The following is a 16132-nucleotide window of genomic DNA, read 5'->3' on the forward strand; positions in this document are numbered from 1 at the left end:
CTATTAATCTCAAAACAACCTATCTTCTCACACTTGCTCTCTAAATTACTTCTTCAAATAGACAGAATAGGGTCTTGATTTTTTCATTATTTACGGTACAATCATCACTATTAAATACGGTAAGTCTACCAAAAAACCGTAGTTTATTAAGCTAGCTTAACAATAATGCAAATTCTTTGGTTTATACCCACGGCGCGTGACGGACAATATTTAGGAACACAGCTTGGAGGACGGGATGCAACTCCAGAGTATTTACAGCAAATTGCCCAAGCAGTAGATAACTTAGGCTATACAGGTGCTTTATTGCCCACAGGGCCTTTTTGTGAAGATGCCTGGATAACAGCCGCCTCTTTGATTTCTGTTACTAAGCGGATGAAGTTCTTAGTAGCAATTCGCCCTGGAATTAGCTCACCAAGCTTTGCGGCCCGGATGGCGGCAACCTTTGATCGGCTGTCGCATGGGCGATTACTAATTAACGTCGTCACAGGTGGAGAACCAAAGCAATTAGCAGGAGATGGCTTGCATCTAAGTCATGACGATCGCTATGACTTAACTGATGAATTCCTCACAGTTTGGCGGGGAATTATGAGTGGGGAAACAGTGAATTTTCAAGGTAAATACCTGGATATTCAAGGCGGTAAACTGTTATTTCCACCTCTTCAAAAACCCTATCCGCCACTGTGGTTTGGTGGTTCATCAGCAGCAGCCCAGCGAGTTGCCGCCAAACACGTAGATGCTTATTTAACTTGGGGAGAACCGCCAGAACAAGTAGCGCAAAAAATTGCTGAAGTTAAGCAACTAGCCGCCGCCCAAGGTAGAAGCGTGCGTTTTGGGATTCGTTTGCACGTCATTGTGCGCGAAACCGAGTCCGCCGCTTGGGATGCAGCCAACGAGTTGATTAAATACATCGATGAAGATGCGATCGCCCAAGCCCAAAAAGCCTTTGCTAGTTCCGATTCCGAAGGGCAGCGAAGGATGACACAACTACACAACGGCAGTCGAGAAACTCTAGAAATTAGCCCCAACCTCTGGGCAGGAATTGGATTAGTCAGAGGTGGTGCTGGTACAGCGTTAGTTGGTGATCCCGAGACTGTAGCTGCCAGGATGTTGGAGTATCAACAACTAGGGATAGAAACCTTTATCTTCTCTGGATATCCCCATCTAGAAGAAGCTTATCGGACTGCCGAATTATTATTTCCTCACCTGCCTTTGCAAAGTGAACCAGAACTAACACCGCCCACACAACCAGTTTTGACTTCCATTGCCCGGGAAAAACTTGCTAAACAACTAACGAGTGCCTCATGACTATAACTTTAAAAAACGCCAAAAATATCAGCATCTCGCTGAATGAGTTATTCCAAAATCAGCAAATCCAAAAAATAGTTCCTTGGATTGTGCCGATTAGTGTAGTCATACTTTGGGAGCTATCATCCAGAGTTGGTTTACTTTCCAACCGAATTTTACCTGCACCAAGCGGTGTTGTCATTACAGCAATTAAATTGGCTTCTACCGGAGAATTATTTCAACATATAGGAATTAGCGCTGGACGAGCAATTTCTGGTTTTGTAGTTGGGGGTAGTATTGGGTTTAGTTTAGGTTTACTCAACGGGATTTTTCCAATTGCCGAAAAACTCTTGGATAGTTCCCTACAAATGCTCCGAACCATTCCTAACTTGGCATTAATTCCCCTAGTGATTTTATGGTTTGGCATTGGTGATCAAGCCAGATTATTTCTAGTTTCTATGGGGGTATTTTTCCCTTTATATTTAAATACATTTCATGGAATTCGTAGCGTCAACCCAGGCTTGATTGAAATGGGAAGAGTCTACGGATTAAAGCCTCTACAACTTTTGTGGCAAATAATTTTACCAGGGGCATTATCTTCAATTCTTGTCGGTGTGCGCTTTTCTTTAGGAATTATGTGGTTGACACTAATTGTTGCCGAAACAATCGCTGCTGATTCGGGATTAGGTTACATGGCGATGAATGCCCGTGAATTCATGCAAACTGATGTCGTAGTTTTGAGTATTTTTATTTATGCCTTATTGGGCAAATTAGCAGATGCGACTGCCAGATTTTTAGAAAGAAAATGGTTAGCTTGGCATCCTAATTATCAAAATGTATAGCAATCCTAACGGAAGAATTCAGCACCCAGGAGCCAGAAGTCAGAATTTAAGAGTGATGAGCGCATAATTAATATATTTGATTGAGAAAGCTGCAACTAAATTTTCTAACCTTCTAAATCCTGAATTCTGAATTCTTACATCTTAACTTCTCTTCGAGAGAGGCAGTGGGGAATAGGGAGTAAACTTTTTACAACTCCTATAGACAGAAAACCCCACAAACAAAAATTAACTATGTACTAAGGAGTTATTATGAGTATTCATCCACAAGGAACACAATTAAGTATTTTAGATTTAACGAAGGCTTTCGGTAAAAAAACTGTTTTAAATTCCATCAATTTGGAAGTATCACCAGGAGAATTTGTGGCGATTGTTGGACGTAGTGGTTGTGGTAAAAGTACCTTATTACGCCTTGTCTCTGGTTTAGAAAAAGCAAGTGCTGGTGGGATTCTTTTAGATGGTGAACCATTGCGAAAACTGAGTAGTTCCGTCAGAGTGATGTTCCAAGATCCCCGCTTGCTGGAATGGAAGCGCGTCATTCAAAATGTAGGCTTAGGATTACAAAACAATTGGCGGGAAAAAGCCCAGTGGGCATTAGAACAGGTGGGATTACAAGATAGAAGCGACGAATGGCCATCTGTACTCTCTGGAGGACAAAGACAAAGGGTATCTTTAGCCAGAGCCTTAGTGAGTCAACCCCGCTTATTGTTATTAGATGAGCCTCTAGGCGCGTTAGATGCTCTGACTCGAATTGATATGCAAAAATTGATTGAAAAACTGTGGCAAGAACAGCAGTTTACCGCTTTTTTAGTCACTCATGATGTGGAAGAAGCTGTAGCCTTAGCTGACCGTGTAATTGTCATTGACGACGGCAGAATTGCTCTAGATTTACCTGTCAATCTACCACGCCCCAGAGACAGAAGTAATGAAGCTTTTGTTAGCATCAGAGAAACAATTCTTGACCAGGTAATGAATCGAGAAGGTAGCTATGCTTACAAACAATTGTTGCAGTTAGGCAGTTATTAATTCAGGATTGATGTGGTGATAGGGAAAGTAAAGGGTGTGCAAAATGAGTGTAGGGGTTGTCATAGTGTAGATGCAAACAAACCCTACACTTACATATTCTGATAACAGTCAAGTTTCCGCACAAATAATAATAACCCTGTAATTCGGTAACTTAAATTATGAAAATCATTTTGCCGATTGAAATTGCTGCCGAAATTGAACCGCATTTGCCATCAGATACTAAGGTTGTATTGGTTGATAGTGAAGGTAATCTGGATTATGATGGGACGGATGCAGAGGTTTATTTAAGTTGGTTTTTTCTGAAAAACCATATTTTGCATAAAGTGTTAGCAGCAGCACCCGCTTTACGTTGGCATCATGCGCCGAATGCAGGGGTAAATCATATTTTGACTCCGACTTATTTAGAACGTGATTTGATTCTGACGAATGGGGCAGGAGTTCATGCAATTCCCATCGCAGAATTTGTTTTAACTTATATACTCTCCCACGCTAAAAATTTAGCACAACTACAAGCTTTACACGCTGAACATCAGTGGAAAAGAGGTTTTCCAATCCAAGAATTAACTGATGCTACTTTATTAATTATTGGTGCTGGTGGTATCGGTCAAGCGATCGCTGCCCGCGCCAAAGCTTTTGGCATAAGAATTATTGGCACTCGCCGCCATCCACAACCACTAGCCAATTTTGACCAAGTTGTGGGTGCAGATGAATGGCGATCGCTTTTACCAGAAGTAGATTATGTAGTAGTTGCTACACCACTTACCCCAGAAACTACAGGTTTGATTGACGAGAGCGTATTGCGATCGCTCCCGCCTCATGCTTATTTAATTAATATTGCCCGTGGTGCTGTAGTTGATGAACCAGCAATCATCAAAGCCCTCACCGAAGGTTGGATTGCTGGGGCTGCCTTAGATACAGTCGTTACAGAACCTCTCCCATCAGACAGCCCTTTGTGGTCAGTCCCCAATCTTTTCATTACCCCTCATTGTTCCGGTCATTCTCCCAGAGGCAAACAGCGCTCCATCGAATTATTTCTCGACAACTTCAACCGTTACCAAACAGGTCAGCCTCTACGCAATGTCGTAGATAAGCAGGCGGGGTATTGAATTTAGGGAATGGGGAAGTATTTTTTGGAAGAGAGAACGGAAGAAATCAAAACACAAGACATCTTTTCCTATTCCCAATTCCCTAATTAACGCGATGTGCGACTTAATATTCCGTAACAAGTGCGTCGAATTGAAGAGGGTCACAATTGTGGCGATTAAGCCAAAAACAGACAGTATGAGCTAAAATCTGGCGATTGAGGCGACTGGTGAGATGCCACATATCTCTGGCTCGAACTTTTGACTAATGGAGATGAGAGCATAATGCCTCGACAATTGTTTTACCAGATTTTATTCATCTTTAAACTAAATCCCGGCAGTACAGGTTCACCACTGACTGTATCAGGATTTTCTAAACATTCTTCTAGTTGACCAGGACGATATATATATACTCGGTAATGTTTGCGGTCAATTAACCAACCTAACTGCACCCCTGGTTCTTGCATATATTCTGTCATTTTATCTTTTAGGGGTTGGAGGCTATCGCTAGGCGATCGCAATTCCACTACAAAATCTGGGCAAATGGGTGCAAATCTTTGTTTTTGTTCTGCTGATAAAGCATTCCACCGTTCTAGTTTCATCCAGGAAGCGTCAGGAGAGCGTTTTGCACCCGTGGATAAGGTAAATCCTGTACTGGAACTAAACGCTATTCCTGTACCATCTTGTTCTGACCAAACTCCTAGCTGTACAGCAATATTAAATTCTCTGTTACCTGTCTCTGAACCCGTAGGTGGCATAACTGAAATTTCTCCAAATTGATTACATTCAATGCGTAAGTCACGATTTATCTGACAGAACTCGAAAAATTGTTCGTCTGTCATTTGCATTGAAAGCGGCATTTGGATGACTAATGGAGATGAGAGCATAATGCCTCGACAATTGTTTTACCAGATTTTATTCATCTTTAAACTAAATCCCGGCAGTACAGGTTCACCACTGACTGTATCAGGATTTTCTAAACATTCTTCTGGTTGATTAGGACGATAAATATAAACTCGGCGATGTTTGCGGTCAATCAACCAACCTAACTGTACCCCTGGTTCTTGCATATATTCTGTCATTTTATCTTTTAGGGGTTGGAGGCTATCGCTAGGCGATCGCAATTCCACTACAAAATCTGGGCAAATGGGTGCAAATCTTTGTTTTTGTTCTGCTGATAAAGCATTCCACCGTTCTAGTTTCATCCAGGAAGCATCAGGAGAGCGTTTTGCACCTGTGGATAAGGTAAATCCTGTACTGGAGTCAAAGCAAATACCTGTACCATCTTGTTCTGACCAAACTCCTACCTGTAAAGCTAAATTAAAGTTACGATTTCCTGTCTCTGAACCCGTAGGTGGCATAACTGAAATTTCTCCAAATTGATTCATTTCAATGCGTAAGTCACGATTGACTTGACAGAAATCAAAGAATTGTGCATCTGTCATTTGCATTGATGCTGGCATTTGAAGTAATAAGGGATCTGAAAGCATAATGCTTGGGCGACTGGCTTTATTTTTATTCTCATGCAAAAGCGCAAAGTCGCCAAGAATAGAAACTTGCAACTTTGCGCCTTGATACAAAATTTTAATGACTTTAGCATACCCAGTACTGATTGCTGAATGCCATAATTCAGCACTCAGCACTCATTACTTGTTAGGCTGAGGAGTTAACCGCAGATAGGGTTTGACTACTTCATAACCTTTGGGGAATTTTTCTTTCAATACTTCGGGGTCTTTGAGGGAGGGGACAATAACAACCTTATCACCATCTTTCCAGTCTGCTGGGGTGGCTACGCTGTAGTTATCGGTGAGTTGCAAGGAATCAATTACCCGCAACAGTTCATCAAAGTTACGTCCGGTGCTGGGGGGATAGGTGAAGGTGAGACGCAGTTTTTTGCTGGGATCAATTACAAATACTGAACGCACTGTTACAGCCGCGTTAGCGTTGGGGTGAATCATATCGTAAAGGTCAGAAACCTTACGATCTGCGTCTGCCAAAATAGGATAGTTGAGTGTGGTGTTTTGTGTTTCTTCGATGTCGCCTACCCAACCATTGTGAGATTCTACATCATCAACACTGAGAGCGATCGCTTTGACGTTGCGCTGGTCAAATTCTGGCTTGAGTTTCGCAACTGTACCTAATTCAGTTGTACAAACAGGTGTGAAGTCAGCAGGGTGAGAAAACAGCACCACCCAGCTATCACCAGCCCATTCGTAAAAATCTATGTCGCCATGTGTAGAAGCTTGTGTAAAGTTTGGTACTGTATCACCAAGACGGAGAGCCATATGAGATTCCCTGTAGATAAAGAGGCAGATGTAGTCTACTTTGCCATCATCCCATAAAACATCGGTTTCCCTATCGACTTTTAGCTATTTGTAACAAAATTTTAATTTTTTAGCACAGAGGCAGGGAAAGATGCGTGTGACTAGATGAGGCTTGATTATTATACAGATATAATGTTTGTCTTTTACACTCCATCAGTTAACTGAAAATTAACTTTTTGATCGCACAATCAAATCAGGATTCACCAATTGATTGCAGAGATTGTTAGATTACTAATCATTTTGGGAGAAGTGCATGATTTGTCAAAGGTCGCGGTTTGCCACTCATCTTGTAGTAATCTCTGCTTTAGTGTTCATGACGGGGTGTAACACTAACTCAACTGCCGATAATAATTTTACAGGGTTAACAGTTAAATTACTGATTGGTAGTGCCTTGGGTGACTTTTGCAACCAAGCGGCAAAAAACTTTAATGCTACCCAGCCAAAGTTAGATAACGGTACAGCTTTTCAAGTGAAATGCGAATCTTTGGGTAGCGGTGATGTAGTAACTAAAGTGGTTACTTTAGCAGAACAGTTGCAAAAGGGAACAGTCCAAGCCGACGCAGCAGATTTTCCGACAATTATTTCTCTGGATGGAGATATATATCACAGCCAGTTAATTTACCGCATGAATCAACTTTTTCCCGGAAAAAATTACATCCCAGACATCACAGAGTCGCCACTTATTACTAATACGCCAATGGTATTTATGGCGCAAGCTGACATCGCCAGTGGTTTGCGAAAAGTTGCAGATCCTTATAAAGCTTTGGTGACGGCTAAAACTCACCGCGATATTGACCCAGCTTCGCCACCCTTGACAGTTCATTATGTCCATTCTGCTCCAACTCGTTCTAATTCGGGGCTGCAAACACTGGTAGCCCAATACGCTAGCGTGTCGGGTAAGCGTCCTGAAGAAATCACTGTGGCGGATGTGCAGAAATTTCAACCGCAAATTCAGCAAATTCAAAGCAAAATTACTCGTTATGGGGTTTCGACTAATTCTCTCGCCCAAGCAATGGTCAAGAATGGGCCTTTTTGGGCTTCTGTTGGTTCAGTCTACGAATCGAGTGTAATTGTAGCTAATTCCAGTTTAGCGACAGGACAACAGCGTTATGAGGCAGTTTATCCCAAAGCTACTTTTACATCTAATATGCGGGCGATTATCCCGAATGCACCTTGGGTAAGCGCGGATGAAAAGGCAGCTGCAGAAAAGTTTATCACTTATTGGCGATCGCCTGAAACTCAAAAAATTGCCACTGATTTAGGTTTACGTCCCGGAACCCCAGGAGTCGCTTTAGGTGCTAAGTTTACTCCCGACTTTGGTGTAGAAGCCCAAGCTAAATATGATTCACTGCGTCCACCAAAGCCGGAAGTTGTCGATGCAATGCTGAAATCATGGCAAGAGTCAGCAAAAAAACCATCGTTGGTGGTGGTTGTTGTTGATTCTTCTGGTTCTATGTCGGGTGATAAATTACCTGCTGTCCAAAATACTTTACAAAACTATATTAAGAATTTGGGGCCGAAAGAACAAATTGCTTTGATTGATTTTGACTCGCTAATTCGTCCGCCTGTATTAGTTGATGGTACACCCCAAGGACGCGATCGCGGTTGGCAATTTATCAATGGACTGCAAGCTGAAGGTGGGACAAAATTATACGATGCAGCTTTAGAAGCGAGAAATTGGCTACAAAAAAATCTGCGGAAAGATGCAATTAACGCTGTGTTGATATTAACTGACGGTGAAGATGCCGGGTCAAAAATTAATTTGAATGAGTTAGAGCAAGAATTGAAAAAAAGTGGTTTTGCAACCGACCAAAGAATTGGCTTTTTTACGATTGGCTATGGTAAAGAAGGTGAATTTAAACCTGATGTTTTAAAAGAAATTGCCGAGTTAAATGGAGGTTATTATTCTCAAGGCAATCCTGAGACAATTTTGCAGGTAATGTCAAACTTACAGGTAGAATTTTAAACTAGTTTATGAAAATTGTTAATCCTCTTTATTATCCATTGGCAGTGTTAGCTGGGGGAATTTCTCTATTTTTGGGAGTGCGTTTATTACAATTGCCCAGCTTAGTTATATTACCAGTTGCTTCGGGGATAACTCTAATTAGCGCGAGTTTGCTCAAATCTCGTGAACCCCAAGTTTTTGAATTAGCAAATCCAGAATTAGAAAAAGAAGTTAACGCCGTCAAACTCTCTGCTTTAGGATTGGTAAATCAATCAGAAAATTTGCGTTTAGAAGCCCAAAAAATACTCAATGATTCATTTCAAATAGAACTTTTAACAGCATTGCAAATAAATGGCGATCGCATTTCCACTTTACCTAATAAAATCGACACATTAGCCTGGAATTTATTCAGCAATATTTCCATACTTTCAGTCAGTGCTTTACAGCAGCAACTAACAGAAGTCCAAAAAAAGTTAAGTGCAAGTTCTGGTGTCGCCCAAGAACATCTCAATCAACTAGCTGCCAGCCTAAAACGCAATCTTAAATTAGCCCAAGATGGTGAAGATACGAGGTTAGCCAGAATTATCAATATTTCCACATTAATTCAAGATTGTACTGGCATATTGCAACAATTACAAACTAAATTGCGAAACTCAGATTTAAGTGATGCTCAACAAATTCAGCAGATGCAATCACTCAGCGATGAACTTACTAGCTTGGTAGACAATCTCGATTTATTAGTCCAGAAATAACTAAAATTATGCCACCAGGATTAAAAGCTTCTAAAACAAAATCAAAATCTGCAAAAGTTATGACTTCATCTGCAATTATTATTGCAGCTTTGGGTTTGACTTATATTCCGCTTCCTGGCTCTAATAAAACTGTAGTTATTGTTAGTGGTACAGAACTACAAGAACCACTGCAAGAATTAGAAGCGAAATTTGAACAAGTAAATCCTCATATTAAATTAGATTTAAAATTTCAAGGTTCTCAAGAAATTGTTAACAATTATCTTGACCAGAAGAATGATTTTAAAGCGACTATCTTAATTCCTGCCAATGGAGAAATTTTAGCAGAATTAAGCGATCGCCTCCGCACCACCACCCAAACCGAACCCTTTTACAATACTCCCCAACCACTAGCAAAAACTCTATTAGTAGGTATTGCTTGGCCAGAACGAGGTAAAGTCCTCTTTCCTAATGGACGCTTTCAATGGTCAAAACTAGAACAAGCAATGCAAGCAAGTAACTGGGGAAAAGTTGGTGGTTCTACTAATTGGGGTAGTTTTGATTTTGTCACCACAGACCCCACTCGGTCTAATAGTGGTCAGTTAACTTTGGAATTGTGGACACAATCAAAATTAGGCGGAAATATCAACGCCGATAGTTTCAACAATTCATCTATACAAACGCTATTTAGTTTAATCAAAAAATCAGTTTATCAACCACCTCGTTCTACCGATATTCTCCTACAAGAATTTATAGTCAGAGGCCCTAACGATGCTGATGTTGCCACTGTTTATGAAAGTATAGCTTTATATCGTTGGCAACAATCAGCCGCCAGTAAAGGCAAACCTTACCAAGTTTATTATTTAGACCCATCCATTGAAACTACTGCCACCGCCGCAATTGTCCGACGAGACGTAGACGCAGGGACAGCAAAAGCCGCCAAGCAGTTTTTAGACTTTCTCACCCAACCAGAACAACAAGCAGTATTTATAAAATACGGTTTTCGTCCGGTGAATAGTAATGTTGATTTAAAGACTGTACCTAACAGTCCGTGGAATCAAAATATTCCTGGGGTAGAAATTCAGCCAAGTGTGAAAATCCTTCCACCACCAGATAGCAAAACAATTACAGAAATTCAACGTCAATGGGAAAGGGCGAATTAAATTGCAGTATGTGAACTGATAACTAGTGCAACTATGCGCCAGCAAAATATAGAAGAAACACTTTTTTCTTCCCTTATACCTCTGTGTTTCTTGAGAGTTAAAAAATGCAATTAATCAAAGGATTGATATTATTTTTCGTAATATTCGTTTTACCTGTAGGGATACAATTACTCTGTTTCACAGAAAGCGTGTTTATCTTCAATCCTTTAATTGATACTAAATTACCACCAGGTTTTACACCGCAAAAGTTCGACAGTATCAAACCAGGAATGAGCAAATCTGAAGTATCGCAAATATTACCAGAACCGACTTATTCATCAGATGATGGCGGTTCTTGGCATTATGGTGAAGACGGTGCAGCACCCTTTGGAGATTTTGCGTGGTTTGATTTTATAATACGCTTTGATGTACAAGGAAAAGTGACGAAAACAGAACGTCAAACATTGCATGACTAAATTTTCACAGTCAATTGATTATAAGCTTGAATCATTTGCCGGGCGATCGCATCCCAGCTAAAATTGTCTAAGGCATATTTTTGAGCATTTTCTCCCCGGCGTTGGCGTTCTTGGGGATTTTGCAAGGCTTGTTGCAATAACTCCAACAACGAAGATACCTCTGTTTGACCCACCCATCCCGACTGACTATCGCTTACTTGCTGCCAAATATGCACCTGGTCAGAAATCACTACAGGTATCCCCGCAACCATAGCCTCAGCCACCGCAATACCAAAGTTTTCGTAATAAGAAGGTAAAACAAATAAATCAGCCGCTTGCAGTAAATTAGCTTTCAATTCACCACTTACAAAGCCTGTAATGGTAGTATGCGATCGCAATGGTGAATTTTCGATTTGAAATTTGATTTTATTTTCATAGTCTGGGTCTTGAGGATTTGTCCCAGCTAAAACAAAATGAAACTTGTAATTATCCGCCAACAGCTTTTCTAAAGCTGGAATCAACAAATTCAAACCTTTCTTCGGGTCAATACGCGACATAAACAACACCAAAGGCACATCTTCCGATATACCTAACTGACTGCGTACTGGACTTGATTGAATTCTTTGCGTCGGTTTTACACCCAAAGGAATTACTAAATCTTTTGTCTTGACTCCAAATCTGGCTGATATTTTTGCTTCTTGTTCACTAGTAAAATGAATTGCGGCTGCACCTGCTAAATTTTGGCGTTCAATCAACTCGACATACAGCTTTTTTAATTGTTTTTTCTTTTGTAAATCAGCCGGGTCAAGAGTACCTAAAGGACGCAAAATATAAGGTAATTTTTTGTCACGACATACCATCGCGGCTGCACTACTAATAGGCGAAAACAAAGCATGAATATGGGCTAAATCAAACTCCTTAGCATGAATTTTTAGCCAATTAAGTAAATCCAGCGAAAATTTATAGCGACGAAATGGCGCACAACGAAAGTAAATTATTTCATAACCATCTTGTTGAATTGGGCGATTTAAAGGTACATCTAAAGGTTGTTGACCAGTATCACCATTACTATCTGTGGTCAGAATCGTAACTTTTACACCTTCTTTTGCTAAAGCCGGCGCTAACCCTAAAACCATTTGGCTAGGGCCACCATAAATTAACGAAATAGACGGAACAATTTGTAAAATTTTCATGCCTATTTACTCTGAAATAATTCTTGATAAAACTCATACTGCTCTTTAGCAAGTGCCTTATTAGTGTATTTTGCCATTGCTTTTTGATAGCCATTTACAGCTAAATTTTGGTGTAATTCTGGTTGCTTGAGCAATTTTTTGATGCACTCAGCAAGTAGTTGAACATTTCCTTCGGGAAATATTAATCCACTCTCACCAATCACATGAGGTATTTCCCCAGAATCAGAACCAATCACAGGCACTTGACAAGCCATAGCTTCAATTAATACATGACCAAATTGTTCTTTCCAACCAGCAGCAGTTAAAGTTTTAAATTTATAAGTAGTTTCGGAAGGTAGCACCAAGCTACTCATTAAATTAATATAATTAGTAACTTCGTGATGAGGAACACTTTCTACCATAATTAATCTGTCTTGGATTTGATTATCTGTGGCTATTTTCAGGATTTCATCTCGCAGTTCGCCTCTTCCTAAAAGCATTAATTTCCAAGATTCATTTTTTAAAGTTACTAAAGCCTGCAATAAAGTCAATAAACCTTTTTCTGGAACAAATCTTCCAACAAAACCCACCACAAAATCATCAGGTTTAATGCCTAACTTAGCAGCTAATTCTGGTTGTTTTTTGGGAGAAAAAAGAGTTTCATCAACGCCCAATTGGGGCATAACTTTAATTGCGCCCTGATACCCTCGTTGCCGTAAAACTTCTGCTCCATCTTGATTCCCAGAAATAATCCCGTGGCTATTATTGAGATTAAATTTTTCTAATAAAGCCGCAGGTAATTTTAATGTGTAGGGTAAATTCCACCAAGTAAAGAAGATATTTTTTGCCTTTAATCCCAACAATTTATTTAAAATAATCGTCTGACTATATGCCAAGCTTCTTGATGCTTGTTCTACTTGAATAACTTGCGGACGAAATTTCTGCATCAAAGATATTAAATCAGTTCCAAATGTCAATAGCCCTTGATGATTTTGACTGAAATTAGAAATCGGCACTATTTTAAAATTACCTTCATCTTTATATTGACTTTCAATCGTCTTATTCTGTACACCACCGGGCTTCCAGATTTTAGGCACAACAACCGTAACCTCAATATCTGGTGCTAACTGAGCTAAAGCACGTAGTTTTTCACAATTCAGGTCTACTATATATGTATGACTAGCAACTAAAATTCTCATAGTAAATTTTAAGATAGATTGATAAATTTAACCGCAGATAAATATCATTTATCTGCGGTGATAAAATCTAAACTTGTTCATCCAAATGGCTATAGATTTGTCCATCATTCCACACTGACTGAATGACAGTACCTAAAGCCTTCAGGAAACCCAAAGTGTAAAAAACAGCGCGAGTGAGAATTTTGATAGGTGAACCACTTTTATGACAAGGTGGTCTTCCGAGAACATGACAATCAAATAAACGGGCGTATAAACGTAAGGCTTGAGTCAAGGTTAAATTTTTCAGCCCTAATAAGAAGTGGTTGTGATAGAAAGTGAGTTGATATTTGAGCGATCGCATACTAATATCATGACAACCCCCAGTCTCTTCACCCAAATGCACTAAATCAGCTGCTGGGTCATACCAAATTTTGTATCCAGTCTGTCGCAGTCGCAAGCAAAAATCCGATTCTTCCCGGACTGCACTCCCGCGAAATCTCTCATCAAACTTCAGTCCGTATTTTGTGAAAATTTCGCGCCGAAAAGACATATTGCAACCCCTAGCTGTTAAAACCTGCTGGGGCTTAATCGTATGTACCAAATCAATATGATACCAAGCAATGCCAGGATCCATTGCTTGGGGAGGGAGATATTCAATTTCTAATTTTCCGCCAGAATCACCCAATTTCATTCTGTCAAATACTCGTCCGGCTACAGCTCCCACCTCTGGATTCTGCACATAATTTTTCGCATGAGCCATTAAAAAGCCAGGCGTTAATTTTACATCATCATCAATAAATAAAATTATTTCCCCAGATGAGCGACGCACACCATAGTTTCGCGCGCCTGGTAAACTCGCCCAATTGAGGCGAAACAATTTAATTTTCCCCTTTGCAGCTACCTCTTCTAAATAAGCTTGAACTTCTGGTTGGTGCTTTGGAGATTGGTCTACTACCAAAACTTCAAAATTTGGATAGTCCTGATTAAGAATATCAACGATACTATCGCGTAGTGGTTCATCTCGTCCGTAAGTTGGTATGATTACGGAAATTAAAGGCAAATCATTCATGTTTTTGATTGTCAAATAAATTGGTGTTTTGCTAGTAAAATCGCCTAATATAGGACTCATATTTGATTTTTGAAAAAAATCCGTACCCCCAAACTCACTCTTTTCTACTCCCCACTCTCAGACTACGCAGATAATTTCAATAATCAAACCGGATTCCTATATGATGTTTATCGCTTTTGCTAGAAATGTAATGAATTAAAACTTAATTTTTAAACCTTTCTTATTTTTTGCTTTTTCAGGGTTAGCATCTTCCTTCTCTTGTTTATCTATTACTGGCAATTTGAATAGTATGCCTGCACAAAACCAGTAATATACAGCTACAGGATCTACATCTAAAGGATAGTAATAGGTGTTGTAACTAATAAACAATATAAACACCCACATCGATGCTGCGTAACTGCGGAGATTACGGTTTTTTATCGAGCGATAAGTTGTGAACGCCGTAAATGTCAGGGTAGTAACTACAGCGAGAAAACCCAATACGCCAAAAATCCCAATCTCATATATCAATTTGGGGTAGTAAGTCTCCACTAGCTTGGTTTTACCTAATGCACGAGCAGAGTTAGTCGCTCGACCTAAACCGCTTCCTAGAGGGGTATCTGTGTCTTTTAAGTTTTCTTCAAATTGCTGAATGATAAAATCTTGAGGTGGTGAAGCATTCCAGCGAGTTGCAAAACTATCAATTCGCTCTTGGACAACCACAGGGTTAGTCACAACGGCAATTCCCAAAATCATCACTAACCCTACTCCTATGGGGATAAACCGTTTCAGGTTAACAATTTGACCAGTCAGCAATAGTAACATAACAAAACAAGTGGGTACTAAGCCTAAAGCGATTCTTTGTCCAGAAATTACCGCATTGACAAAGATTAAAGCCATAGAACCTAAACTTGTGAGCCGCCACAAAATTGATGGGTCAGAAAAGCCTGTAGCAAAGGCAAAAAAAGTACTAGAAATTAAAAACCATGCCCATTGCCAAGGTGCAACAAATGTTCCTGGTAGGCGAATTATTCCTTGACTGGGACTGTAGACTAGGGAACCACCAAAATAACATCTAGCCTCAAGTGTGGCTTTAAATAAGGCAGAACCTTCTAAATTTTTAGTTCCTTCACAAATTCCAGTTAGTAAGAATAAGTATTGGATTAATCCTAAGACACAACAGATAATAATTAGAGTAATTTGTAGACGCGATAATAATAAAAAATCTCGCTTAGTGCGAATTAGGTAGTAAATACAAGTAATTAAAGGTAAGTAACCTAAAAGGACTTTGAGACCGAGAATTCCTAAGCCTATGGGAAATTCTTTGGCTTGTGTTTCTAATAGTCCAACTGGCGGAGGGTTGAGTTGTTGTCCACCATTGACAAATACGAGAGTGAGGAAACAAGAACCCAATAAAATAAACAATGGAATTTTAATTTGCTTGGGGATAATGAAAGGTAGTGACTGTTTGCGACAAATTTGCCAAAGAGCGATCGCGGCTGGGACGTAAAATGAATCTTTAGCCAATTGCAAAATCGGACTATTGCCAATGTAATAGGTAATGGTTCCGCCAAAAGGGACATATATGAGAAAGCCAATTAAAGCCTGACGAGGGTATTTATAAGAAAAAGACATCACCAGAATTCCCAAAACAGCTGGCAATGCTGCCTTGATTCCAGCCGCTAAAAAAATCAAAAAGCCCACAAATAGACTGATACCAAGGGTTTTACCAAGCAAGTCCATGAATTCTTTGCGGGCTTTAGTTGCTTTACGTTTTTCAGCTAATCTTTCTTGAAGACTAAGTTTAGGAGCTTCCTGTTGAGGCTGCTGATTTGAGTTTTTAGATTTTTGTGATTTTTTTGATTTTATTGTTGGCATAGCAGCCCTTAGCCTATCTGCTTAATCCCAC

General features: G+C 39.9%; 15 protein-coding genes and 1 pseudogene. 8 read left to right on the top strand and 8 right to left on the bottom strand.

Translation table 11 applies throughout. The features are described 5' to 3' along the window. The first annotated feature begins 165 nt into the window (after positions 1-165). From ssuD to H6G69_RS13110, 4 genes are all read left to right on the top strand, one after another. Positions 166-1305: an FMNH2-dependent alkanesulfonate monooxygenase gene (ssuD, locus tag H6G69_RS13095; protein ID WP_190687166.1), complete on the top strand. Its 1140-nt coding sequence runs from the start codon at positions 166-168 to the stop codon at positions 1303-1305. Next, positions 1302-2126, top strand: a complete 825-nt coding sequence (ssuC, locus tag H6G69_RS13100; protein WP_190687169.1) for an aliphatic sulfonate ABC transporter permease SsuC — start codon at positions 1302-1304, stop codon at positions 2124-2126. Before ssuD ends, ssuC begins: the two co-directional genes overlap by 4 nt. Before the next feature lie 249 nt (positions 2127-2375). Further along, positions 2376-3149, top strand: coding sequence for an ATP-binding cassette domain-containing protein (locus H6G69_RS13105; RefSeq protein WP_190687172.1), 774 nt, complete (start codon positions 2376-2378; stop codon positions 3147-3149). 158 nt (positions 3150-3307) lie between these two features. Continuing rightward, positions 3308-4255, top strand: a complete 948-nt coding sequence (locus tag H6G69_RS13110) for a D-2-hydroxyacid dehydrogenase (RefSeq protein WP_190687175.1) — start codon at positions 3308-3310, stop codon at positions 4253-4255. A 103-nt stretch (positions 4256-4358) separates the two neighbouring features. On the opposite strand, the pseudogene H6G69_RS13115 reads toward H6G69_RS13110, so the two are convergent. From H6G69_RS13115 to H6G69_RS13130, 4 genes and pseudogenes are all read right to left on the bottom strand, one after another. Continuing rightward, positions 4359-4493 (bottom strand): annotated as a pseudogene (locus H6G69_RS13115) (IS982 family transposase); the annotation flags it as partial. 40 nt (positions 4494-4533) lie between these two features. After that, positions 4534-5118, bottom strand: a complete 585-nt coding sequence (locus H6G69_RS13120) for a Uma2 family endonuclease (RefSeq protein WP_190687180.1) — start codon at positions 5116-5118, stop codon at positions 4534-4536. Positions 5119-5136: 18 nt separating this feature from the next. Then, the gene (locus H6G69_RS13125; RefSeq protein WP_190687437.1) at positions 5137-5721 is read right to left on the bottom strand and encodes a Uma2 family endonuclease; all 585 of its coding nucleotides are present in this window, start codon (positions 5719-5721) and stop codon (positions 5137-5139) included. Between the two features lie 156 nt (positions 5722-5877). After that, the gene (locus H6G69_RS13130; RefSeq protein ID WP_190687182.1) at positions 5878-6516 is read right to left on the bottom strand and encodes a peroxiredoxin; all 639 of its coding nucleotides are present in this window, start codon (positions 6514-6516) and stop codon (positions 5878-5880) included. 292 nt (positions 6517-6808) lie between these two features. On the opposite strand from H6G69_RS13130, the gene H6G69_RS13135 reads away from it, so the two are divergent. The 4 genes from H6G69_RS13135 (at position 6809) to H6G69_RS13150 (ending at position 10846) form a co-directional block, all read left to right on the top strand. Next, a complete protein-coding gene (locus H6G69_RS13135; RefSeq protein ID WP_190687185.1) occupies positions 6809-8521 on the top strand; it encodes a VWA domain-containing protein in 1713 nt (570 codons plus the stop codon). An 8-nt stretch (positions 8522-8529) separates the two neighbouring features. Further along, positions 8530-9252 (top strand): hypothetical protein, encoded by a 723-nt coding sequence (locus H6G69_RS13140; RefSeq protein WP_190687189.1) that lies wholly within the window; start codon positions 8530-8532, stop codon positions 9250-9252. A gap of 59 nt (positions 9253-9311) precedes the next feature. Continuing rightward, positions 9312-10391 carry an extracellular solute-binding protein gene (locus H6G69_RS13145; RefSeq protein ID WP_242072055.1) on the top strand — a complete coding sequence of 360 codons (1080 nt, stop codon included), beginning with the start codon at positions 9312-9314 and terminating at the stop codon, positions 10389-10391. 104 nt (positions 10392-10495) lie between these two features. Then, positions 10496-10846 carry a hypothetical protein gene (locus H6G69_RS13150; RefSeq protein WP_190687195.1) on the top strand — a complete coding sequence of 117 codons (351 nt, stop codon included), beginning with the start codon at positions 10496-10498 and terminating at the stop codon, positions 10844-10846. Here H6G69_RS13150 and hpsP read toward each other — a convergent pair. The 4 genes from hpsP to hpsL form a co-directional block, all read right to left on the bottom strand. Beyond that, positions 10843-12018: a hormogonium polysaccharide biosynthesis glycosyltransferase HpsP gene (gene hpsP, locus H6G69_RS13155; protein ID WP_190687198.1), complete on the bottom strand. Its 1176-nt coding sequence runs from the start codon at positions 12016-12018 to the stop codon at positions 10843-10845. The genes H6G69_RS13150 and hpsP overlap by 4 nt on opposite strands. 2 nt (positions 12019-12020) lie before the next feature. Next, positions 12021-13196 (bottom strand): hormogonium polysaccharide biosynthesis glycosyltransferase HpsO, encoded by a 1176-nt coding sequence (hpsO, locus tag H6G69_RS13160; protein ID WP_190687201.1) that lies wholly within the window; start codon positions 13194-13196, stop codon positions 12021-12023. Between the two features lie 67 nt (positions 13197-13263). After that, positions 13264-14244 (bottom strand): hormogonium polysaccharide biosynthesis glycosyltransferase HpsN, encoded by a 981-nt coding sequence (gene hpsN / locus H6G69_RS13165; protein WP_190687440.1) that lies wholly within the window; start codon positions 14242-14244, stop codon positions 13264-13266. A gap of 195 nt (positions 14245-14439) precedes the next feature. Then, positions 14440-16101 (bottom strand): hormogonium polysaccharide biosynthesis protein HpsL, encoded by a 1662-nt coding sequence (hpsL, locus tag H6G69_RS13170; protein ID WP_190687203.1) that lies wholly within the window; start codon positions 16099-16101, stop codon positions 14440-14442. Positions 16102-16132: the final 31 nt, after the last annotated feature.

Origin of the sequence: Nostoc sp. FACHB-110 (assembly GCF_014697425.1) — a bacterium.
In the GTDB taxonomy this organism is placed as follows: Bacteria; Cyanobacteriota; Cyanobacteriia; order Cyanobacteriales; family Nostocaceae; genus Nostoc_B.